The sequence below is a fragment of the Corallococcus macrosporus DSM 14697 genome (assembly GCF_002305895.1).
Taxonomy (GTDB): Bacteria; Myxococcota; Myxococcia; order Myxococcales; family Myxococcaceae; genus Myxococcus; species Myxococcus macrosporus.
In genome coordinates this window covers 2,146,566-2,166,868 of sequence record NZ_CP022203.1, presented here as the reverse complement: position 1 = coordinate 2,166,868, position 20,303 = coordinate 2,146,566, and the positions used below count along the sequence as shown (strand labels likewise).

At 70.0% G+C, this 20,303-nt stretch carries 17 protein-coding genes; 7 read left to right on the top strand and 10 right to left on the bottom strand.

Annotated features, from left to right (window positions below; genetic code table 11):
* Positions 1-179: 179 nt before the first annotated feature.
* Entirely contained in the window at positions 180-1,937 is a 1,758-nt protein-coding gene (locus tag MYMAC_RS09130) for an Ig-like domain-containing protein (RefSeq protein WP_095961539.1), read from the bottom strand.
* A 308-nt stretch (positions 1,938-2,245) separates the two neighbouring features.
* On the opposite strand from MYMAC_RS09130, the gene MYMAC_RS09125 reads away from it, so the two are divergent.
* Complete coding sequence (locus MYMAC_RS09125) at positions 2,246-2,611, top strand: hypothetical protein (RefSeq protein WP_095957798.1); 366 nt, start codon at positions 2,246-2,248, stop codon at positions 2,609-2,611.
* Positions 2,612-2,971: 360 nt separating this feature from the next.
* Here the strand turns inward: MYMAC_RS09125 and MYMAC_RS09120 are convergent, their stop codons facing one another.
* Together MYMAC_RS09120 and MYMAC_RS09115 are read right to left on the bottom strand one after the other, a co-directional pair.
* On the bottom strand, positions 2,972-4,012 hold the full coding sequence (locus MYMAC_RS09120; RefSeq protein ID WP_095957797.1) for a hypothetical protein: 1,041 nt from the start codon (positions 4,010-4,012) through the stop codon (positions 2,972-2,974).
* Positions 3,981-4,484 (bottom strand): hypothetical protein, encoded by a 504-nt coding sequence (locus MYMAC_RS09115; protein WP_095957796.1) that lies wholly within the window; start codon positions 4,482-4,484, stop codon positions 3,981-3,983. Before MYMAC_RS09115 ends, MYMAC_RS09120 begins: the two co-directional genes overlap by 32 nt.
* Positions 4,485-4,600: 116 nt before the next feature.
* On the opposite strand from MYMAC_RS09115, the gene MYMAC_RS09110 reads away from it, so the two are divergent.
* On the top strand, positions 4,601-5,860 hold the full coding sequence (locus tag MYMAC_RS09110; protein WP_095957795.1) for a GAF domain-containing sensor histidine kinase: 1,260 nt from the start codon (positions 4,601-4,603) through the stop codon (positions 5,858-5,860).
* A 53-nt stretch (positions 5,861-5,913) separates the two neighbouring features.
* Here MYMAC_RS09110 and MYMAC_RS09105 read toward each other — a convergent pair whose 3' ends face one another.
* Genes MYMAC_RS09105 through MYMAC_RS09095 form a run of 3 tightly spaced genes read right to left on the bottom strand, consistent with a single transcriptional unit; the run spans position 5,914 to position 7,630 of the window.
* The gene (locus tag MYMAC_RS09105; RefSeq protein WP_013935153.1) at positions 5,914-6,723 is read right to left on the bottom strand and encodes a sigma-70 family RNA polymerase sigma factor; all 810 of its coding nucleotides are present in this window, start codon (positions 6,721-6,723) and stop codon (positions 5,914-5,916) included.
* Between the two features lie 7 nt (positions 6,724-6,730).
* Complete coding sequence (locus MYMAC_RS09100) at positions 6,731-7,189, bottom strand: DUF6691 family protein (RefSeq protein ID WP_095957794.1); 459 nt, start codon at positions 7,187-7,189, stop codon at positions 6,731-6,733.
* A 12-nt stretch (positions 7,190-7,201) separates the two neighbouring features.
* Positions 7,202-7,630 (bottom strand): YeeE/YedE family protein, encoded by a 429-nt coding sequence (locus tag MYMAC_RS09095; RefSeq protein ID WP_013935155.1) that lies wholly within the window; start codon positions 7,628-7,630, stop codon positions 7,202-7,204.
* A gap of 95 nt (positions 7,631-7,725) precedes the next feature.
* Between MYMAC_RS09095 and MYMAC_RS09090 the strand changes: the two genes are divergently transcribed.
* Both MYMAC_RS09090 and MYMAC_RS09085 read left to right on the top strand, forming a co-directional pair.
* Entirely contained in the window at positions 7,726-8,481 is a 756-nt protein-coding gene (locus MYMAC_RS09090) for an MBL fold metallo-hydrolase (RefSeq protein WP_095957793.1), read from the top strand.
* A gap of 165 nt (positions 8,482-8,646) precedes the next feature.
* Complete coding sequence (locus tag MYMAC_RS09085) at positions 8,647-11,106, top strand: ABC transporter permease (protein WP_095957792.1); 2,460 nt, start codon at positions 8,647-8,649, stop codon at positions 11,104-11,106.
* Between the two features lie 205 nt (positions 11,107-11,311).
* Here the strand turns inward: MYMAC_RS09085 and MYMAC_RS09080 are convergent, their stop codons facing one another.
* From MYMAC_RS09080 to mxcH, 3 genes are all read right to left on the bottom strand, one after another.
* Complete coding sequence (locus tag MYMAC_RS09080) at positions 11,312-12,247, bottom strand: alpha/beta hydrolase (protein ID WP_095957791.1); 936 nt, start codon at positions 12,245-12,247, stop codon at positions 11,312-11,314.
* 86 nt (positions 12,248-12,333) lie between these two features.
* The gene (locus MYMAC_RS09075) at positions 12,334-13,620 is read right to left on the bottom strand and encodes a hypothetical protein (RefSeq protein WP_095957790.1); all 1,287 of its coding nucleotides are present in this window, start codon (positions 13,618-13,620) and stop codon (positions 12,334-12,336) included.
* 58 nt (positions 13,621-13,678) lie between these two features.
* Positions 13,679-16,060 (bottom strand): TonB-dependent siderophore myxochelin receptor MxcH, encoded by a 2,382-nt coding sequence (gene mxcH / locus MYMAC_RS09070; RefSeq protein ID WP_239989435.1) that lies wholly within the window; start codon positions 16,058-16,060, stop codon positions 13,679-13,681.
* Between the two features lie 707 nt (positions 16,061-16,767).
* Between mxcH and MYMAC_RS09065 the strand changes: the two genes are divergently transcribed.
* From MYMAC_RS09065 to MYMAC_RS09055, 3 genes are all read left to right on the top strand, one after another.
* Complete coding sequence (locus MYMAC_RS09065; RefSeq protein ID WP_095961537.1) at positions 16,768-17,889, top strand: sterol desaturase family protein; 1,122 nt, start codon at positions 16,768-16,770, stop codon at positions 17,887-17,889.
* A 78-nt stretch (positions 17,890-17,967) separates the two neighbouring features.
* Complete coding sequence (locus tag MYMAC_RS09060) at positions 17,968-18,609, top strand: TetR/AcrR family transcriptional regulator (protein WP_095957789.1); 642 nt, start codon at positions 17,968-17,970, stop codon at positions 18,607-18,609.
* The gene (locus MYMAC_RS09055) at positions 18,606-19,145 is read left to right on the top strand and encodes a GFA family protein (RefSeq protein WP_095957788.1); all 540 of its coding nucleotides are present in this window, start codon (positions 18,606-18,608) and stop codon (positions 19,143-19,145) included. Before MYMAC_RS09060 ends, MYMAC_RS09055 begins: the two co-directional genes overlap by 4 nt.
* Before the next feature lie 159 nt (positions 19,146-19,304).
* On the opposite strand, the gene MYMAC_RS09050 is transcribed toward MYMAC_RS09055, so the two are convergent.
* Positions 19,305-20,276, bottom strand: a complete 972-nt coding sequence (locus MYMAC_RS09050) for a DUF6624 domain-containing protein (protein ID WP_095957787.1) — start codon at positions 20,274-20,276, stop codon at positions 19,305-19,307.
* Positions 20,277-20,303: the final 27 nt, after the last annotated feature.

Sequence of the window (20,303 nt, the reverse complement as noted above, 5' to 3'; positions counted from 1 at the left end):
ACTCCTTGGCTCGCGGGAAGTGAGGGAAAGGTAACAGCAAAGCGACGCTCTTCGTGGACAATCCGCACGCACGCGCCCGTTCCTCAATGACACCACGGGGGCAACGATGACCCGTGCCCCCTCCACCCACCGCAACCACGTCGTTGCCCATGGCGACGCTGCTGCGCACCTGCTCCCGACTACGGCGCGGGCATCCAGGCCAGCCCCAGGTTCCTGGCGCTGCCCGAGTTCACGTCCTGGATATCGCTGCCGTCGGCCAGATTGGCGCTCCGAAGCGCGGCCCCCAGCCAATCCGCCCAATACAGCCGCCCGGCCGTGACATCAATGGCAATCCCATGCACCGTGGTCTGGTTGGTCACCAGGGTGGTGACGTTGGAGCCGTCCAGATTGGCGGCATAGATGCTGTTGCCGCGGGTCGAGTAGTACACCTTCCCACCGCTCGAATCGACCGCCAGGCCCACGCCCTGTCCGCCCAGGCTTGAAGCGACGGTCTCCAGGTTGCTCCCATCCAGATTGAACCGTACGAGGATGGTGTTGTTATAGGTAATGACATACGCCTTGCCATTCGGAACATCGATCGCGACGGCAGACGGGCTGCCGATGCCACCGACGACCTGCGTGGGATTGCTGCCATCCAGCTCCGCGCGCATGACCCGGCTTCCGTTGAAGTCGGACCAGTACAGCTTGCGGTTCGTCGAATCGACCGCCAGCCCGCTGGGGTAACCTCCGTTCGCCACGACAGTGACCGGGTTCGCACCATCACTGTCCGCTCGAACGATTGCGCTGTCGCGCGAGTAGAAGAGGGTACGGTTGACCGGGTCGGTTGCGATGGAAGATGTGCCGCTGAGGCCGGTCGCGAGCTCAATGGCATTCGCGCCGTTCACGTCAACCCGCCACAGTGAGCCGGCGGCAGTCATCCAGTAGAGGCTCGCGGGGCCGGTGACGTCCACCGTGAAGGAGGTGGAGCTGGCATCCGCGCCATCACCCACCGAGAGGGTGATGGTGGTGGAGCCGCTGGCGTTGGCGGTGGGGACGACGGAGAGGGTGCGGCCGGCGCCGGAGCCGCCCAGGATGAGGTTCGCGGGGTCGTTGGGCACCAGGTCGGTATTGGACGACGTGGCGATGACCGTGAGGCTGTCAGCGGCGGTCTCCACGTCGTCCACGGTGAAGGCCAGGTCGCCGGTCGAACCGCCAGCAGGGATGCGCTGGTCGGCCACCGTGGAAATGGTGGGAACGTCGTTCACCTCGGTGACCTCCACCGTGAAGGTGCTGGAGGTGGTATCGGCGCCATCATTCACCAACAGGGTGATGGTGGTGGAGCCACTGGCGTTGGCGGCGGGAACCACCGTGAGGGTGCGGCTGGTGCTGGAGCCTCCAAAGAGGAGGTTCTCGGGGGCGTTCGGCACCAGGGCGGTGTTGGAGGACGTCGCGGTGACCACGAGGCCATCGGGGTCGGTCTCCACGTCGCTCAGGGTGAAGGCCAGGCCTCCAGTCGAGCTGTCCTCGGAGATGGACTGGTTTGCCACCGCGGAGAGCGTCGGCGCGTCATTCACGGGGGTGATGGTGATGGTCACCGTGGCCTGGGCGCTCTGGCCCTGGCGGTTGGTGGCGCGAAAGATGAGCGCGTCTTCGCCATGGTAGTCGGCGCCGGGAGTGTAGGTGAGGGAGCCATTGGCGCTGATTTCACTCAACGTGCCGTGGTCCGGTGCATCGACGATGGTGAAAGTGAGCGCCCCGTTGCCGCTGGCCGGCAGGTCCACCTCGAGGGGCGTGTCTTCCACCGTCTCGACGCGGGTGTCGCGGGCCACCGGCGGCACGTTGGGCGGCGGGTCGTTGTCGCGACAAGCGCCGAGGGTGCTGGCGGCCAGTGCCATCACCAATCCGGCGCGCAATGCGGCGGCTGGCGCTGCGAGCCAGCTTGGGAGCAGATATGACATGAACATTCCTCGTGGAGAGCCCGGCATGGGCGCTGTCAACATGAAGCGCCGGGTCGTGGGTCCGGTGCAACCTCCAAAAGGCAAGAAATGGAGAGGCCGACTTTCTGGGCGAAGTGGCCCTGGGCCATGCTGGGGAAACGCCCGGACGGCCAGCAACCGGAGCAGGTACCGGGCCACGCCAGCGCGGCCCCCCTCCTCTGGATGCCAGCGCATGGGGATTGGACCTGGGGCCTACACCGCGCGGACGCTCAGCGCAGACTCAGCCGGTCCATGTGATTGCCCTCGAGACTCGTAGCAGCGCCTCACGAGTGTCGGCGGATGCGGTGCTTCCGCGCGCAGGTCTCTACGAGCGATGGGCGCAGGAGCGCCAGGGCAGTATCGAGCCGCGCGCGGAAGGCGTGCTCATCCTTGGTGCATGGGCTCCGACGGAGGGCCCCCTGTCCGTCATTGAGGGCAACGTGGCGGTGCTCGGCGGCGACAATCGCCTACGCGGCGTGAAAGTCACGGGGCGGCTGACCAGCAGCGCCAACAAGTTCTCCTCCGCGTTCTCGGACATCGCGAGTGCCACCATCCGCGGCAACGGCGTGACACTCCTGAGAAGCCGGCTCACCGCTGGCCAGGCCACCGTGCCGAGCTCCAGCGCGGTGTTGGTCGATGACACGGGGATTCCTTGATGCGTCTGGTTGCACTTTCTTTGGGGCTCGCGCTGGCATCCACCGGCTGTCACTTTCACGTGATGGACGTTCCGGGCGATGAGAGCAGCAGGCACCGCGCCCGCCGCCGCCGCCCGGACAGCCGATGCCACGACCCGCGCATCCCCACCGGCGGGAAGTCATTGAAGTGAAGGAGATTCACGCACGCAGGGTGTCCGCGCGGTGCATCTACGCCAAGGAGGTGAAGTTCGGCCGGTAGCGCGGCGCACACCCGCCTGGAAGACGCCGCTCCGCTGCCATCGCGTCCGCGACGAACCCAGGGGAGAGGTCGACTTCGACATGGCCTTGCGTCGCCTCGCCCCTGACATCCGCCGAAGGTGGTTACGTGAGCCAGTCCCAGTCGGTCTCGTCCAGGAGCGGAGGCGGTCCCCCGCGGCGCCGGGCGGAGACCTCCTCACGCCAGGTTTCTCGTCCGCCCGGGAGCGGCCAGGCGCGTGAGACGGCCCCCCTTGGGTCAGGGGAGAAGTTGAACAGCAGCATGCGGTTGACGCGGTCGACGGTCTCCGGCGTCGCTCCGCCGCGAAACTGGACCTCCGCGCTGAACAGGGCGCCCTCCTCGCGGGTGGCTCTTTCGGGGCGCGGCCGGATGATGAATGGCCACAAGCCCAGCAGTGGGGGCGTCACGCCTTCGAGCAGCGCGGCGTGCAGCCGGTCATGGCCATCCAGCACCACCCACTTCGCCAGGATATCAACGAAGAGCAGCAGCACGGGCGGCAACGTCCCGTCCCTCGCGCGCTTTCGCCAGCTCTTCACGCGCCCATCCTCGGAGGCGGAGAGCGCGCGCAGCCCGAGCACGGCGCCCGGCCGCTGTTCCGGCAGCGACTCCCACCAGTCCTCGCTCCACCCGAACAGGAATCGCGTCACGGAGGCCAGCGAGTGCGGAGGCGGCGGAGGCTGACCGAAGCTCCACTCCATCGGGGAGATGGGGTGCCGCTCCGCCTTCTCCGCCGCGATGGCACTCACGGGGCGCAGGCACCAATGGCCGGCATGGAGCACCGGTAGAGGCGCATCCACGAGCGCGCGCGCCATGCGCCAGCTCCAGGCCTCCCACCACGCCTCGGAGCCGGATGCGGCCTCCACGGCCCGAACCTGTGGTGCGGACAGCGGCGGCAGGACGAGCGGAGCGGTCGCCGTTCCCCGAACGAAGACCGCGCTGTCCCAGTAGGAATCGATGCGAGTCCAGAGCAGCGTCTGGCCCCCGCCACGCAACCGGATCCGGTAGTCCGGAGCGGCCTCCAGATGGACCAAGGGCCGGCGCGTCCAGCGGCCCGTGGAGGGCACGCGCAGCACGAGTCCAGGGCCAGGGGTCTCCAGTCCCCAACTCCGGGTGTCATCGGCGACGATGGACACTCCTGGGTTCATGCAACGCGCTCCTCAAGCCGCCCCGTATCCATGGCACCGTGGAGCGTACCCCATGAGACGCCTGCGCCGCCGACGTCGCGCACTGCTTGCGCGCCCCGAGCAGGCCGGGCGTGGAGACCTCGCGGTGGAGCTCCCACCCGAGCTGGACGAGCGAGGGGCCGGGCGCATACGGGATGGCTCGCGGCCGAAGGCGCACCAGGCCTCCCATCGACTCCCGGACGGCCTCCTCCAGGTAGCCGGGGTGCACCGCGATGTTGAGCACCTCCACCGCCCCTGACCAACTCCAGCGCAGCGACATCGGGTTGACCAGCACGTCGCCGGGGCCCAGGTCCATCACCTCGACCGAGTCGTTCATGATGCGGCGGATCGACGCGCGCCCGTCCAGACAGAGGAGGACGTGGAAGGTGTCGAGCACCACACCCGTCATCTGCTGGTGGGCGTCGAACCGGAAGCCGTGCACGCCAACCCGCATCGCGGGCAGCCCGGCTCCGAGGGCTGTTGCGCACGCCCAGTACGTTGCTCAACGAATGGGCGTTCGAGCGCCCCTCCCAGGCCTCCATCCCTTGTGTGTCGGCCTAGTATCGCCTCATGAAATTCCTTGGCGAACTGGACGAGGTCTCGCTCGCGCGGACGCAACGGTGCAACCGCCGCCTCACCGACCCGAACCGGTTGCAGGCCATCCGGGACACCGGGCTGATGGACACGCCCCAGGAGGAGGCTTTTGACCGCCTCGCGCGGCTGGCGGCGCAGCTCCTCGACGTTCCCCTGACCATCATGTCCCTGGTGGACGCGGACCGGCAGTTCTTCAAGGCGGACTTCGGCCTGCCCTCGCCCTTCCGGGAGACCCGGCAGCTCCCGATTGACGCTTCGCTGTGCCGGTACACGCTCGAGGGCGAGCCCATCATCTCGTCGAACGCGCCCGCCGACCCATTCCTGAAGTTCCATCCCTCCACCGGGCCCTGGGGCATCGTCGCGCTCATCGTGCTCCCGTTGATCAACCCGGAGGGGCACGTGCTGGGGACCTTCTGCTGCATCCAGCCCTCGGTGCGCGAGTGGACCGAGCGGGACCACACCGTGATGCGGGAGCTGACGGCGTCCATCATGACGGAGCTCAACCTTCGCGATCAGATTCGGAAGTTGAAGGTCGAGCAGAACCTCCGGGACACCTTCGTCGCGGCGCTCACCCACGACCTCCGCACGCCCCTGGCGGCGGCGAAGGTGAGCGTGCAGTTGCTGGGCAGGCGCCATGGGGAGCTGCCAGGTGTCCAGACCTCCGTGGCCCGGGTGAATGGGAGCCTGGACCGCGCGGAGCGCATGATTCAGAACCTGCTGGACGCAAGCCGCATCAAGGCCGGGAAATACGTCGCGCTGGACCTGGGGGAGTGCGACCTCCACGCGCTCACGACCCAGGCCCTGGACGAGCTGTCAGCCGTCTACCCGGGGCGCTTCAGCTTGAAGGCGGAGGGCGCGTTCAAGATGAAGGCGGACCCGCTCGGGCTGCGCCGCATCGTGGAGAACCTGGCCTCCAACGCGGCGAAGTACGGCGCGCCGGGCACCCCGATTGAGGTCCTGCTCGAGCAACGCGGCCAGCACATGGTGCTCCAGGTGCGCAACCAGGGCGCCCCCATCGCCGCGGACGAGCTGCAGACCATCTTCGAGCCCTTTCACCGCGCGAGGTCCGCGGCGGAGAGCGCCGCGAAGGGCTGGGGGCTCGGCCTGCCCCTGGTGCGAGGCATCGCCGAAGCGCACGGCGGCAAGGCCAGCGTGACGAGCTCCGCCGACGAGGGGACCTGCTTCACCGTCACCCTTCCGGTCGACGCGACGGGTCAGCAGCGGCTCACGGCCTGAGGCCTGGGCCGCCTCCCATCCCGCACTTCAGGCGCGCCCACGCCCCGCGCGCTTCAGGTGGGCAGCGCTTGCACCAGCGCATGCCGCACCGCCGCGCGCACGGGCGCGGGAACTTCGTCTCCGGGGATGCGCCGGCACAGGGACACGGTGCGCTTGAGCGCGTCACACGCCTCGCTGCAGCGGGGGCAGCGTGACAGGTGGTCCTCCAGGCGGGAACAGGCCGCCTGGTCCACGGCCTCCTCGGCGAACTCCGCCAGCTCCCGCGCCAGCGCCGGACAGCCCGGATGCTGCCCGGGGGCCCCCTCCCCCATGAGGGTGGCCAGGTGCTCACGCATCTGCAGCCGCGCCCGGTGCAGCCGGCTCTTGAGCGCCCGCACCTCGACGCCCACCACGCGGGCCGCCTCCTCGGCCGTGAGGCCCTCGACGTCCCGGAGGATGAGCACCTCGCGATAAGCCTCCGGCAGCGCCAGGATGGCCGCCTGCAACACCTCCCCCATCTGCCGCGCGTGGGAGACCATGTCGGGCGTGGCCTCTTGCGCCACCACCTGGGTGGCCGCGGGCATGTCGAGCGGCTGGAAGTCCTCGGGCGCGCCAGCCCGCCGGCGCCTCAAGCGGAAGCAGTGCGTGCGCGCCACCTGGTACAACCAGGTGGACAGCGCCGCGTCCCCGCGAAACGCATGGATGCCCCGGAACGCCGTGAGCAGCGTCTCCTGGAGCACCTCCATGGCATCCTCCTCCGAGCCACACATGCGCAGGCCGAAGCGATACACCTGCTTCTCATGGCGCGTGAGGACTTCGTCCAGGGCCTCGCCATCCCCCGAGCGCGCGGCCTTCACCAACTGCTCATCGGTTCGCTTCGACATCCGCCCGTCACCTCCTCTCCGGAAGAACTCCCGCTCCCCCGAACGCCTTCCTGGATGGCGCCTGCAGCACCCGCGCGAGGGAGAAGCCCACGAGCATGGCGGCCACGAAGACGAGGACCTGGCCGGCACCGCTCGCCAGCGCGGTCAGCGCGGGACCGGGGCAGTAGCCAGCCAGTCCCCAGCCCACACCGAAGAGGGCCGAGCCCATGAGCAGCGGCGCGTCCGGCCTGCCCCTGGGGAGGGCTGCGAACTTCGCGGCGAAGAGGGGCCGCGCGCGCCGGTGGATGAGGGGCCGCAGCGCCGCGTGGACGGCGATGGCGCCGCCCATCACGAACGCGAGCCGGTAGTCCCAGTCACCCGCGAGGTCGAGGAAGCCCAGGACATTGGCCGGGTCCGTCATGCCGGCGAGCCCCAGTCCGAGGGCGAAGAGGACACCACTGAGGAACGCACTGAGGGAGGAGCGCATGAGGTGCTCTCGTCACGCGAGGACGTGGCGGACCACGAAGACGGTGAGGACGCCGGTGGCCATGAAGGTGAGCGTCGCGGCGATGGAGCGGGCCGAGCCCCGGCTGATGCCGCAGACGCCGTGTCCACTGGTACAGCCGTTGCCCAGCCGCGAGCCGACCCCCACCAGCAGCCCGGCCCCCACCAGCAGCCAGACGCCTCCAGCGCTCGGGGATGAGGGCACCGGGAATGCGCTGGGCCGCAGCCAGGAAAGCAGCAGGCCTCCCGCCAGCAGCCCGGCGAAGAAGAGTACGCGCCAGGCGATGTCACCGCGCACGGGGGCCAGCAGCGAGCCCACCACGCCGCTGATGCCGGCGACCCGGCCGTTGGCCAGGAGCAACAGGGAGGCACTCAGCCCGATGAGGGCCCCTCCCAGGAGAGGAAGCAGGATGGAGGAGGTCATGTCGTGTCAGAGCCGGGTCTACAGGAAAAGGATTCACCTGCGCCCGCTGAATCCCTCCGCGCCCGGCTGGCCTCTCATGGGCAGGAGGCTTCGACATGATTTTCCGGCAGCTTTTCGATTCCGAGTCCTCGACGTACACCTACCTCATCGGCGATGAGGCCACGCGCCAGGCCGTCCTCATCGACCCCGTGCTGGAGCAGGCCGGCCGCGACCTGAAGCTGGTGGCCGAGCTGGACCTCACCCTCACCCACGTCTTCGACACCCACGTCCACGCCGACCACGTCACGGCGTCGGGCGTGCTGCGCGAGCGCACCCAGGCCACGGTGGTGGGCGGCGTGGGCGGCGCAAGCTGCGCCAACCTCCACGTCCGTCACGGCGACACGGTGCGCGTCGGGCAGCTCGTCTTCCAGGTGCTCGCCACCCCGGGGCACACGGATGACAGTGTCAGCTACCTGCTCGGCGACCGCGTCTTCACCGGGGATGCCCTGCTCATCCGTGGCAACGGCCGCACCGACTTCCAGAACGGGAACGCGGGCCAGCTCTACGACAGCCTCACCCGCGTCCTCTTCGCCCTGCCCGACTCGACCCTCGTCTACCCCGGCCATGACTACCAGGGCCGCACCGTGACGAGCATCGCCGAGGAGAAACGGCACAACCCCCGCGTGGCGAACCAGAGCCGGGAGGCGTTCATCCACATCATGGAGCACCTCAACCTGCCCAAGCCCCGGAGGTTGGAGGTCGCCGTCCCGGCCAACCGCGCCTGTGGGCACCCAACGTCCGCCCCAGCCTCGCTGGACGAGCGCGAAAAGGGCACGAGGCTCCTGCAGATGCCCCAGTGCAACCCCGACTGAGAGGAGGACGGCGAACTCCTGCTCCGGCGAAGCAGGTCCACCAGCGCTTCGCGAGTCACGGGTGCCGGCCGCCAGCGTGTTGCAAAAGACAGGGCCACGCAATCGTTCGCCGGGATGAGCGTAGGCGCCCTCGGAGGCCGCGGACCGGCTCCGGGAGACGTCGCGATGGATACCGTTCTGGGTGGGCTGCGTCAGAGCCTGCGCTCGCTGGGCCGCAGCCCCGGCTTCACGTTGATGTGTGTGCTGATGCTGGCGGTGGGCATCGGGGCGAGCACCGCGCTCTTCAGCGTGGTGGAGGGCGTGCTGCTGCGTCCCCTGCCCTATCCGCGCCCCGAGCGCCTCGTGGAGCTCTCCCAGCGCGCCGCGGACGGCCACCTGATGCGGTTCTCGGACCCCAACTTCGAGGATGTGCGGACGCGCTCACGCACCGTCTCGGCGCTGGCCCAGGTGTCCGGAGCGGCGAGCGTCGCCGTCACGGGCGCCAACGAGCCGGCCTTCGCCACGCTGGCCTTCGCCTCGCGCGACTTCTTCCCCGCCTTCGCGGTGCAGCCAGCCCAGGGCCGCCTCTTCGCCGAGGAGGAGCAGCAGCCGGGAGGTGCACCCGTGGTGGTGGTGAGCCACGCCTTCTGGAAGCGCTCTCTGGGCGCGCAGCCCCTGCCCTTGGCGAACACCCTCACCTTCGAGGGGCGCGCCTACACCGTGGTGGGCGTGATGCCCGAATCCTTCGACTACCCGGTGGGCACGCACCTGTGGATTCCGCGAGAGCTGGAGGCCCCCCTGCCCAGCCGCACCGCCCACAACTGGCGGGTGGTGGGGAGGCTGGCGGATGGCGTGGACCTCCAGGCCGCGCGGGTGGAGCTCACGCACATCGCCCGCGAGCTCAAGGCCCGGTACGGCCGGGACACGAACATGCAAGACATCGCCGTGGAGCCCGTGCAGGAGCGCCTGGTGGGCCACGTGCGGCCCACGCTCTACCTGCTGTCGGGCGCCGCGGCCTTCCTGCTGCTGGTGGCGGGCGCCAACGTCACGAACCTGCTGCTCGCCCGCGCGGCCACCCGCGCCCGGGAGCTGGCCATCCACGTGGCCCTGGGGGCGAGCCCCGGCGCGTTGATTCGGCGGTTCATCCTGGAGTCGCTCCTGCTGTCACTCGCGGGAGGCGCGCTGGGGGCCGTGCTCGCCGCCTGGGGGGTGAGCGCGCTGCTCGCGGCCGAGCCCGGCCACCTGCCACGCGTGGGCGAGGTGGGGGTGAACGCCACGGCGCTTCTCTTCACCCTCGGGCTCTCCGTGCTGCTCGCGCTGGGACTCGGGCTGCTGACGGCGCTGCGCGCGGCGCGGCAATCCCCGGGAGCCGCGCTCGCGCGCGCCGGCAACACGCACAGCGGCGGAGGGAGCGCCGAGCGCACGCGCCGGGCCCTCGTCGTGGGCCAGCTCGCGCTCGCCGTGGTCCTCCTGGTGGGCGCGGCGCTGCTCGGGCGGAGCCTGATGGGGCTGCTCTCGCTGGACCCGGGGTATCGCACCGAGGATGTCGCGGTGCTCAGCCTCGTGCTCCCGCCGGCCGAGGAGGCGGCGCAGGGACAGCACAACGCGCGGTTGCAGGAGCAACTCCTCTCGCGGCTGGCGGCGTTGCCCGGCGTGCACGCGGTGGGCGCCGTGAGCAGCTTCCCGCTGGAGGGCGGCCCGGCGGGGTACGGCACCTTCCTCGTGCTCAACCGCCCTGACGAGGTGCGGGACCTCGACGACTTCGGGCGGCTGGCGCACGACCCCGAGCGCACCGGCGCCGCCGAGTACCGGGCGGCGAGCGAGGGCTACTTCGCCGCGCTCGGCATCCCGCTCGTGCGTGGCCGGCTGTTCGAGGCGCGCGACACCGCTGACGCGCCGCACGTGGCCGTCATCAGCGAGTCGCTCGCGAAGGCCCGCTGGCCCCACGAAGACCCGCTGGGCAAGCTCATCCAGTTCGGCAACATGGACGGCGACCTGCGTCCCTTCACCATCGTCGGCGTGGTGGGGGACGTGCGGGAGCAGGGGCTGGATGAGGCCCCCAGGCCCATGTTCTATGGCTGCACCCGGCAGCGTCCGCGCGCCGCCTCTCGCTTCCACGTCGCGGTGCACGGCCCGATGGGCTCCGCGGCCCTGGTCACCGCGGCGCGGCCGGTGCTGCGAGCGCTGGCCCCCGAGCTGCCCTCGCGCCTGTCCACGGTGGAGGAGCTGCTCGCGGGCTCGCTCGCCTCCAGGCGATTCAGTCTCCTGCTGCTGGGCGCCTTCGGCGCGGTGGCGCTGCTGCTCTCGGTGGCGGGGCTCGCGGCCGTCGTGTCCTACGCGGTGGCGCAGCGCACGCGGGAATTCGGCATCCGCTTCGCGCTGGGCGCGACGACGGAGGACGTGCTCGGACTGGTGCTCCGGCAGGCGGTGGGGCTCGCGGGGCTGGGAATCGTGTTCGGCGTGTTGGGGGCGGTGGGGCTCAGCCAGGTGCTCACGGGGCTCGTGTACGGGGTGAGCACCACGGACCCGCTCGTCTTCGTCGTGGTGGCGCTCCTCCTGCTCGCCGTGGCGCTGCTCGCGAGCTGGTTGCCGGCCCGGCGCGCCGCGCGCGTGGACCCGATGACGGTGCTTCGCTCGGAGGCCTGAAGCGCCGCGTGGACAGGTGCCGCTGCACGATGAGGCCGGGCACCGCGAACGCGCCCACCACCGGAACCGGGTGAAGGAGCAGCGACGCCCGAGCCCATCTTCCCAAGGCCAATGACGGGCACGCCGCCCGCCCTGCCCCGCTTCAATCGCCTCGCGCTGGACGGGATGCGCTTCGAAGTCGGAGCGGTCGCCGCCCTCCGCGAGCTCAGTCCGCGCCCGGAAGCAGCGCGGGCGCGGTGAAGTAGAGCAGCCCCCGGTTCAGCAGGGGCAGCCACGAGCCGTAGTGGTCGTCGCTGGGGAACTCCAGGTACTGGACCTGGAAATCGTCGCCGCCCATGGCCGACAGCTCCGCGGCGAGCTCACGGGTATTGTCGACCATCCGCCGCTGGGCGGCGAACATGCCTCGCGGCCCCGCGCTCTTGCGCGGCGTCTGCTCGAGCCCTCCCACGGTGAGCAGCACCCGCGCCTTCACCGGTGTCGCCGCGGCCCGCTCGACGAAGGTCTTCTTCTCGGTGAGCACGTAGCGGTCGTTCCACCAGATGGATGGGCTCCCCGCCACGAAGGTGTTGAAGGACGTGGGCCGCGTGAAGAGCGCATGCAGCACCAGGAGGCCTCCGTAGGAGTGCCCCATCAGCGCGGTGCGCGAGCCATCCAGGGGCAGCCTCGCGGCGAGCGCGGGCTCGACCTCCTGCTTCACGAAGTCCAGGAAGCGGTCCGCCCCACCCTGCTTCTTCGAGAACCGGTCCCCCGTGTTCGACACATCCGGCGCGGGCGGCGTGTAGTCCTCGCCGCGCGCCTGGGCGCTGGAGGCCGCGTCGCCCGCATAGGTCAACCCGACGATGATGGGCGTCGCCGCCGGGACGCCGAAGCCCTTCGCGAGCCTGGGCAGGGCGCGCATGAGCCGCTCCAGGGTGGGAAAGTGCGCATCACCATCCAGCAGATAGATGACGGGGTGACCGGCGGCGGGCGCGGGGCCCTTGGGGACCGCCACGTATATCCGGTGGGTCCTCCCGGTGTGGGCCGAGCCGAGGTCGAACTGGAAGGTGTCCTGGAGCGTCACCGGCTCGGCGCGAGGCACCGGTCCCGAGGCGCAACTGACGGTCAGCAGCGCCGCCGCGAGGAGCCAATGGATGCGCATCATGAAGAAGCCCGTGGCAGCAGCGACGTGATGGGAGTGGGGCCGGAGCCCCGCCGGACGCGGCGGGGCTCCGGCCGGACAGCGGATGACTAGCGGATGCGGAGGAGGCCGCGCACCTGGCCCTCGACGACCGTCTTCGCGTCCCCGAGGCCCGTCTCGGGGCTCATGAGGCGGAAGCGCGTCTGGGCGTTGTCGTTGATGAACTCCGGCAGCACCAGGAGCTCACCGGGGTTCTGCGGGATGGTGCGGCCGTTGGTGGGCACCAGGTCGTCCCGGACGACGGCCGTCGCGGTCGGCGCCTCACCCAGGGTGACCTCCCACAGGCTCCACCAGGCGCCCACGGCGGCGCTCTGCCCGTTGAACGGCCGCTCGGCGGCCACCGCGGCGTCCCAGGCGGTCTGCGCGGCGGTCTTGTTCATCACCCGCAGGTAGCCCTTGCCGGGCGCGCCAGGCAGGAGCATGGCGGCGATGTCCCCCTCCGTCCCGGGGTTGACGAAGGAGTCGAGCGTGGTGAACCACGAATCGAACTCGCCCGTCGCCGGGTTGAAGCGAATCATGCAGGGCGCGCCGGCCGTCCCGGGCGACACGAAGTGGGCGCCGCTGCCCAGGGACTCGGTGGCGTAGTAGACCTTCCCATCCGTGTGCTTGACGCCGTCGCGAGCCCAGCCGCAGCGGTTGTCCGTCTTGACCGTCACCTCATCGGTCTGCGTGTCCACGATGACCAGCGCCGTCTTCGCCGGAATCGTCCGCACGTCCGAGGCGTGCCAGCCGCCCGCGATGATGACGTCGTTGCCCGCGGTGACGGCCAGGCTCTGCGAGTAGCGGAACGTGAAGTCGCCGTCCTTGAGCTCGGACGTCAGGTCCTTGGACGTGATGATGGAGAGGTCCTGGGGATTCCAGATGACCAGCTTGTAGTTCACGTGGTCGAAGTAATAGGCCTTCGTCTCGCTGACGAAGTAGTGCTGGGACTGATAGCCGTTGGTCGCGGCGACGCCCTGGCCGGTGAAGGAGAGCGGGTCAGCGGCCACGATGGAGCCGTTCGCGGTGAGGGTGTAGGGCGTCATCGTCGGCACCCGGGAGCTGCTGACGAAGAACCTGCCAGTGCCCGGCACACCGGTCGCGATGTACGAGTCCGAGGGAAGCTCGATCGCTTCGTCAATCCCGACGGTCTGCGCCTCCTCGATGTCGTCCAGCGTCACCAGATAGCTCTGGGTGTTTCCACCCGCGATGGCGACCTGGGTGATGGCCGCATAGAGGGGCTGGGTGGCCCCCGCGTCGGGGTCCGGGGTGCCGGAATCCGGCGGAGTCGGGTCCTCTGAATCCGAGCAGGCGGTGGCGAACACGGCGAGGGCGAGGAGTGCGGTCTTCAGCTTCATGAGGTTTCCTTTTCGCGATGGGGTCCTGAGAGGGGACTCGAAGCGCGGCATCGAGCGCTCAGAGGTCGACCGTGGCGCGCGCGGAGAACGCGCGGCCCGGCTTCTGGACACCGACGATGTCGTAGGCGGGAGCGTCGGTGAGATTCTGGAGGTTGAAGGAGAAGGAGAAGGCGCGCCGGTCGAACCGGGTGCGGTAGGTGAGCGCGGCGAAGTGCAGCACCTGGGTCGGCACGCGCTCCTTGTCACCGCCCCGCCCGGCGCTCTCCCAGGAGCGGTAGAACGACTCGACGAAGCGGGTCGTCCACTCCAGGCCCAGCGCGTCCGCGGAGCTCAAGAGCCTGCTCACCTGGAACCGCGCGGTCGCCGAGGCCTGGAGCCAGGGCATGTTGGGAATGCGGTCCCCATGGAAGCGGGAGAACTGGCCCTCCTGGGCGAGGTTGCGGAAGTTGAGCCAGGTGACGGTGCCGTTGAGCCCCACCCAATCGCCGGGTGAGGCCCAGTCCAGTCCCGCGTGCGCCGTGTAGGAGCGGGCGTGGTCCACGTTCTCGTAGGCCTGCGTGGCGTCGCCGGGGAAGAGCTGGATGAGGTTCTCCACGTCCCGGACGCCCGCGACCGCGGTGGCCCCGAAGCGGCCCACGGGCGTGACGATGGGCAGGACTTCCACGCCCAGGTTGGCGTTGTGGCTCGACTCCGGGACCAGGTCCGCGCTCTCCACGAGCAGCCCGCCGTCGCCGAAGAGCTCGTCCACCCGGGGCATCCGCGTGGTCCGCTCGTAGGACGCCTTGAGGAGCAGCCCCCGCGTCAGGCTGAAGCGCACGGTGTCACCGAAGCCGCCGGCCCACCGGACCTCCGCGGCCTCCTGTCTCGTCCCCGAGGCGAAGCGCTGCAGGTAGCCCTTCAAGAACGCGGTGTTCTCCAGCTTGCCGCCCCAGAGCACCTGGCGATGGGAGACGCCGCCGAAGGACGACGTCAGCGCGAGCGGCACCCGGAGGGGGTCCTCCTGCTGCAGCCGGGTGAGGTAGGCGTTCTCGCCGCTCCGGTCGCTGTCGTCGACGCCGAGCGAGACCTCCATGTCCTCCACGTCGAACAGCGACCCGAGGAGCCGCACGCGGCCGAACAACGTCGTGCGCGTCTGGGTGTTCTCCAGGGGCGTGGCGCCAATCTCTCCGGCCCTCGCCCGCGTCGCGCGGCACGTCCCATACCAGTCGTACAGGCACTCCGTGACGTCGAGCAGCTCGCCGACGCGCGCGTTGTACCCGGCGATGGCGAGCACCTTCAGCCGCTCGTGGGGCGACACCGCGTAGCGAAGCCCGAGCCCCCAGCTCTCCTGGGCGGAGGTGACGGCGCCATAGGGCTGGACCATGAACTGGTCGTGAGGGACTTCCTTGTCGTAGCGGCCGAGGTAGGCGTTGAGCACGAGCCGGTCGATGCCCGGCAGCGACTCGAACCCCACCTCGAGGTCGCCCCCGGTGCCCCGATACGCGTCATGGTTGCGGCGCAGCGCGCGCGGCGAGACGCGCCCCGTCGTCGGGTCGTCCACGGGGACGGTGATGCGGTAGTCGTTCCGCGCGCGGTCGTGGAATCCCGCGGCCCGCATGAAGACATGCGCGTTGGCCCGCCACGTCAGCCGGCCCGTCCCACGGTAGCTGCCAAAGGAGCCGCCCTGGAGCGACAGGGAGGCGCCCGTCTCTGGCGACGCGAGGTCGGAGCGCAGGTGGATGGCGCCGCCCAGCGCGTCCGTCGCGAGCCGCACCGGGACGACGCCGTTGAAGACCTCGAGCTGCCGGATGAGTGAGACGGGCACACTCCCGAGTCCGTAGACATAGGGCGAGTACTCGATGGGGACGCCGTCGATGAGGACTCGCACCTGGTCTCCGGAGAGACCTCCGAGCGAGAGCTGGGTCCGGCTCCCCAGCCCACCCGTCCGCTGGACCTGCACGGCCGAGGCACGCGTCAGCACCTCCGCGAGGTCCTCCGCGCGCTCATGGGCCTTCTCCAGCTCGACGACGTCCACCGACTCCGAACCGCGCACCAGGGCGCGGGCTTCGGTCGACTTGCCGCGGACGACGGAGGTGAAACCGGCGGGAGGCTCCGCCGCCTCGGGGGACGGTGCGGCCTCCTCTGCCACGGGCGCGTCGGCCGTGCCCTGGGCGGCGTCCTCGGCGGGTGGCGCGACCTCGGGAGAGGGGCCGCGGACGAAGTGGTGGATGAACTCGAACTGGCAGGGAACGGGGTTGCCGTCCTGCAGCGCCGGGGAGAAGCGCGCGTTCTCCAGCGCGCGCACGGCCGCCTCGTCGAGCCCGTGGCCGAGCCCCTCGACCACCTCCGCGCGGGAAACGCGCCCCTCCGCATCCAGCGTCAGCAGGAGCTTCACCGCGCCTTCAATCCCCGCGGCGACCGCCTCGGGCGGATAGACAGCTTCGGGCTGGGCCAGCAGCACCGGAGGGACAATCCCGCCGGCTGGCGCGGGGCCGCCCCCCCCCGCGGGCACCTGCGAATGCGGCGTCTCGGTGGCGGGAGAATCGGCTGCCGCCGACGCCGGGGGCTCGCTCGCATCCTGGGCTCGCGCGACGCCCGCCGACAGCAGGGCCAGAAGCGCGAACGTGGAGACGGGAGAGAACGGCGCGGGTGCCCCCCGCCGACGACGAAGTGTGGGCATGTTCACGGTGTGCAGGCAGCGTCCGCGGGCGCGGAGGGCGCTTCGATATTGATACTCATTATCAATACCAGGGCTTCCTATCAGTGGTGGCCGTGGGGGTCAATTGGGGAGGACCTCCAGGTGGCAATGACAGGCGCCAGAGGAGCCCCGCGGGGCCGGGCCCCATTGGCGGAGTTGTTCGGACCTCGATGGGCGCGAGCCATGCAACGGGGGCGCCGACGTCGCTGGAGCGTGGACCGGGGCATGCGCTGCCTCCGTCGCCCCAGAGGCGCGGCGAGGAACGCGATGGCGGTCGCCATGACGCGCAATCCTCGCGGCGGTGCGCCCCGAGTCGGGCCGCGGCGTCAGGAACGCGCCACGACCGGGTGAGCGTGGCGCCGAAGGGGCAGCATCACGACGGTGGCGCGGCTGCCGGCTCCATCACGTCGTCGTGGGCTGTAGACTGTCGCTCTCGAAGAGCGCCGCTCGGCCTGATGGAGAGCCACCTGATGGAGCTGCCTTTGAATCCCGCGCTGCGCATCAACCTGGGCAAGCGCGCCGGTGTCACCGCCGGCCTGCTGGGCGTGCTGTGCGTCTGCGCTGAATTCTGCTTCCTGTTCCCCCACCTGCTGGTGTCCAACGACAGCCGGGCCATCTACGTGGAGCACCTGGGTCTGGTCCGGGGCATCCTCCAGGCCGCCATCGTCGCCACCTTCGCCCTGGGCGCCGTCAGCGTCCTCACCCTGCGCTCCAAGGCGCATGGCGGCATCGCCATGCTGCTCGCGCTGGTGGCCATGCTGCTGGGCGGCAGCGAGGCGGAACCCCTCACGCAACAGCCGCGCGCGATGAGCGCGGGCCTGGACTATTTCGCGCTGGAGCTCTTCGTCCTGGGGCTGGTCTTCATTCCCATGGAGCGCCTGTGGGGGCTGCACCCGCAGCGCATCTTCCGCGAGGGCTGGCAGACCGACCTCAAGCACTTCTTCATCAGCCACGTCGGCGTGCAGCTCATCTCCTTCGCGGTGATGATTCCGGTGCAGGTGTTCCTCGCCTGGGCGGTGCGCATGGACTTCCAGGCGCACGTGGCCGCCCAGCCCGTCTGGCTGCAGTTCTTCGAAATCCTCGTGGTGGTGGACCTGGTGAGCTACTGGGTGCACCGCGCCTTCCACCAGGTGCCGTGGATGTGGAAGTTCCACGCCATCCACCACTCCAGTCAGCAGATGGACTGGCTGGCCAGCTCGCGCTCACACCTGCTGGACGTGCTCGTCAACCGGTTCGCGGGATTCGTGCCGGTCTTCCTGCTGGGCTTCAGCCCGTCCGCCATCTACGGCTACCTCGTCTTCGTGTCCTTCCACGCCGTCTACATCCACGCCAACGTGAATCACCGCTGGCCGTATCTCCGTTGGGTGTTCGCGACGCCGGAGTTCCATCATTGGCACCACACGTCGGACGAAGAGGGCATCGACAAGAACTTCGCCGTCTTCCTGTCGTTCATTGATGCGATTTTCGGCACCGCCCACCTGCCGGCGCACTGGCCGTCGCGGTATGGGACGACGAAGTTCCAACCCCCGGAGACCTACCTGGGGCAGCTCGCCTACCCGTTCCAGCGGCACGAAGAGACACCCTACGGCTAGGTGACAGCCGCCGCGCCGTGGGCCCCTCCGGCGCCATGGGCTTGCGTATATACCGACCATACGGTATGCGCACCCCACATGCCACGCCCTCCGAAACACGCGCCTGAACGAGGCGATGCCAGGACCCGGCTTCTCGAGGCCGCTCGGGAGGTCATCCGCACCAAGGGCTTCACCGCGACCTCGGTCGACGAACTCTGCCAACGCGCCGAGGTGACGAAGGGCTCGTTCTTCCATCACTTCAAGAGCAAGGAAGCGCTGGGCGTGGCCGCCGCGGAGCACTGGGCGGAGACGACGAGCGCCTTCTTCGCGGGCGCGCCCTACCACGCGCCCAGCGACCCGCTCGAGCGCGTCCTGGCCTACGTGGCCTTCCGCAAATCCATGATGGCGGGGGACCTGGCGGAGTTCACCTGCCTGGTGGGCACGATGGCGCAGGAGGTCCACGCGAGCTCGCCGGACATTCGCGACGCTTGCGGCGCGAGCATCCTGGGACATGCCGCGACGCTCGAGGCGGACATCGACGCCGCCATGACGGAGCGGCGCATCGCCGGTGGGTGGACGGCCCGGAGCCTGGCGCGCCACACCCAGGCGGTGATTCAGGGCGCCTTCGTGCTCGCCAAGGCAGGCAACGACCCCGCCCTGGCGCACGAAAGCCTGGACCACCTCGACCGCTACATCCGCCTCCTCTTCGGCCGTCCCCTTCAGGAGAAAGCACTGCCATGAACCCGCCCTCTCAGCTCCGCTGCACCTGCGGACAGGTCCAGCTCCACGTGACGGGAGCCCCCATCATCAGCGTCGAGTGCTGCTGCACCAGTTGCCGCACGGCTGGCGCCACGCTGCAAGCCCTGCCCTCCGCGCCTCGAATCCTGGGGCCCCACGGCACCACGCGCGCCGAGCTCTACCGCAAGGACCGCGTCCACTTCCTGGAGGGCACCCACCACCTCAAGGAACATCGCCTCTCGCCCGAGGCGAAGACGCGGCGGGTCGTCGCCACCTGCTGCAACACGCCCGTCTTCCTCGAGTTCGAGCGCGGCCACTGGCTCAGCCTCTACGGCTGTCTCTGGCCCGAGGGAACGCTGCCCCGGCTCGAGCTGCGGACCATGGTGAGCGACCTCCCACCCGGCACGGCGCTCCCCGAGGATGTCCCGAACAGCAGGACGCAATCGTTCTCATTCTTCGTCAAGCTGCTCGGTGCGTGGATCAAGATGGGGTTCCGGAGCCCGAAGCTCGCCTTCGTCCAGGGAGCGCTCCAGCGCTGACCTTACAGCCCTGACACTCGCCGCTATCGCTTCTTGACGAGGTAGTGGAGGACCGAGGTGAGGCCGGCGAAGCGGAACGAGGGGTCGCTGTACTTCTCGATGACGTAGAAGGCCCCGGCGGCGAGCGCATCGGCAGGGCGGCCGCCGGGAGTCCCTGGCTCAGGGCTTCTGCTGGGTGGCCGCGGCCTTCATCCGCTCGAAGGCCGCGATGTACTCCTCCAGCGAATCGAGCCCCACCGAGGCGCGCCGCTCGTTCACCTTCGCGGGGTCCTCCAGCGTCCTGGGCACCGTCTTGCCATCCACCTCCTCCAACTGGGTGGCGTAGCGCTGCGGCTTGCCCGTGTTCACCAGCACCCGGTCGGTGAGGTACGCGAGCTCCTTCGCCGAGCCTTCGCCTCGCGCCACGGCCTGCTCCAACATCGGGAGGACCTCGCTCTGGAAGGCCACATCCTGGTCCGCGTGCTGCACCAGCAGCCACGCGGCGAAGGAAGCGCGCGGTCCCACCAGGGCGCTTCCCGGCCAGCCCTGCTTCGCGATGACGCCCTTTAGCCACGTGGTGTTGCGCGCGTCGACCTCCCTCAACTTCGCCCTGGCGGCCTCATCCTGGAAGTTCGAGGCGGCGAGCGCATTGCGCACCGCCTGGTCCTCCTCCATGCGCTTGAGCAGCTCGTCGCGCAGCGCGGGGTCCGCGGCCACGTACTGCTCCGCCTCGGCGGCGACGACGCGCTGCTCCAGCGCCGCGTAACCGGGCAGGCTCCGGACGTTGTCCAGGTCGGAGTCCTTCTGGAGGTGCTTCGCGTCATTGAAGCCCTCCTCCACGGCGCGCTCCAACCAGACCAGCGCCTCCTCCCGCTCGCCCAGCAAGGACGCCGCGCAGGCCGCGTTGTAGGCCAGGTTCCTGCCTCGCACCCCGCCCTCCCAGGCGGTCCGGTAGAGGGGAAGCGCGCCCGCGTTGTCGCCCTTCATGGACAGCCCGTTTGCCTCGGAGGCGGCCTGCTTCGCCTCGGGCGTGGCGACGGGCTTCGGCTTCGCCACCGTGGCGGCCTCCGGCGCGCTGGCCTCCGGGGTACCACCACCGTGGGCACAGGCAACCAGGTTCAGCGCGGCAAGCAGGACGATGATGCGACGCATGGCACTCCAGGGGTATGGGGATTGCGC

Excerpts from the sequence above, each read along its gene's own strand:
- MYMAC_RS09100 (WP_095957794.1), bottom strand. The coding sequence starts at position 7,189 with ATGCGCTCCTCCCTCAGTGCGTTCCTCAGTGGTGTCCTCTTCGCCCTC.
- MYMAC_RS09080 (WP_095957791.1), bottom strand. The coding sequence starts at position 12,247 with ATGATGCGCATCCATTGGCTCCTCGCGGCGGCGCTGCTGACCGTCAGT.
- MYMAC_RS09120 (WP_095957797.1), bottom strand. The coding sequence starts at position 4,012 with ATGAACCCAGGAGTGTCCATCGTCGCCGATGACACCCGGAGTTGGGGA.
- MYMAC_RS09115 (WP_095957796.1), bottom strand. The coding sequence starts at position 4,484 with ATGCGGGTTGGCGTGCACGGCTTCCGGTTCGACGCCCACCAGCAGATG.
- MYMAC_RS09090 (WP_095957793.1), top strand. The coding sequence starts at position 7,726 with ATGATTTTCCGGCAGCTTTTCGATTCCGAGTCCTCGACGTACACCTAC.
- MYMAC_RS09110 (WP_095957795.1), top strand. The coding sequence starts at position 4,601 with ATGAAATTCCTTGGCGAACTGGACGAGGTCTCGCTCGCGCGGACGCAA.
- MYMAC_RS09075 (WP_095957790.1), bottom strand. The coding sequence starts at position 13,620 with ATGAAGCTGAAGACCGCACTCCTCGCCCTCGCCGTGTTCGCCACCGCC.
- MYMAC_RS09055 (WP_095957788.1), top strand. The coding sequence starts at position 18,606 with ATGAACCCGCCCTCTCAGCTCCGCTGCACCTGCGGACAGGTCCAGCTC.
- MYMAC_RS09105 (WP_013935153.1), bottom strand. The coding sequence starts at position 6,723 with ATGTCGAAGCGAACCGATGAGCAGTTGGTGAAGGCCGCGCGCTCGGGG.
- MYMAC_RS09050 (WP_095957787.1), bottom strand. The coding sequence starts at position 20,276 with ATGCGTCGCATCATCGTCCTGCTTGCCGCGCTGAACCTGGTTGCCTGT.
- MYMAC_RS09065 (WP_095961537.1), top strand. The coding sequence starts at position 16,768 with ATGGAGCTGCCTTTGAATCCCGCGCTGCGCATCAACCTGGGCAAGCGC.
- MYMAC_RS09060 (WP_095957789.1), top strand. The coding sequence starts at position 17,968 with ATGCCACGCCCTCCGAAACACGCGCCTGAACGAGGCGATGCCAGGACC.
- MYMAC_RS09130 (WP_095961539.1), bottom strand. The coding sequence starts at position 1,937 with ATGTCATATCTGCTCCCAAGCTGGCTCGCAGCGCCAGCCGCCGCATTG.
- MYMAC_RS09095 (WP_013935155.1), bottom strand. The coding sequence starts at position 7,630 with ATGACCTCCTCCATCCTGCTTCCTCTCCTGGGAGGGGCCCTCATCGGG.
- MYMAC_RS09085 (WP_095957792.1), top strand. The coding sequence starts at position 8,647 with ATGGATACCGTTCTGGGTGGGCTGCGTCAGAGCCTGCGCTCGCTGGGC.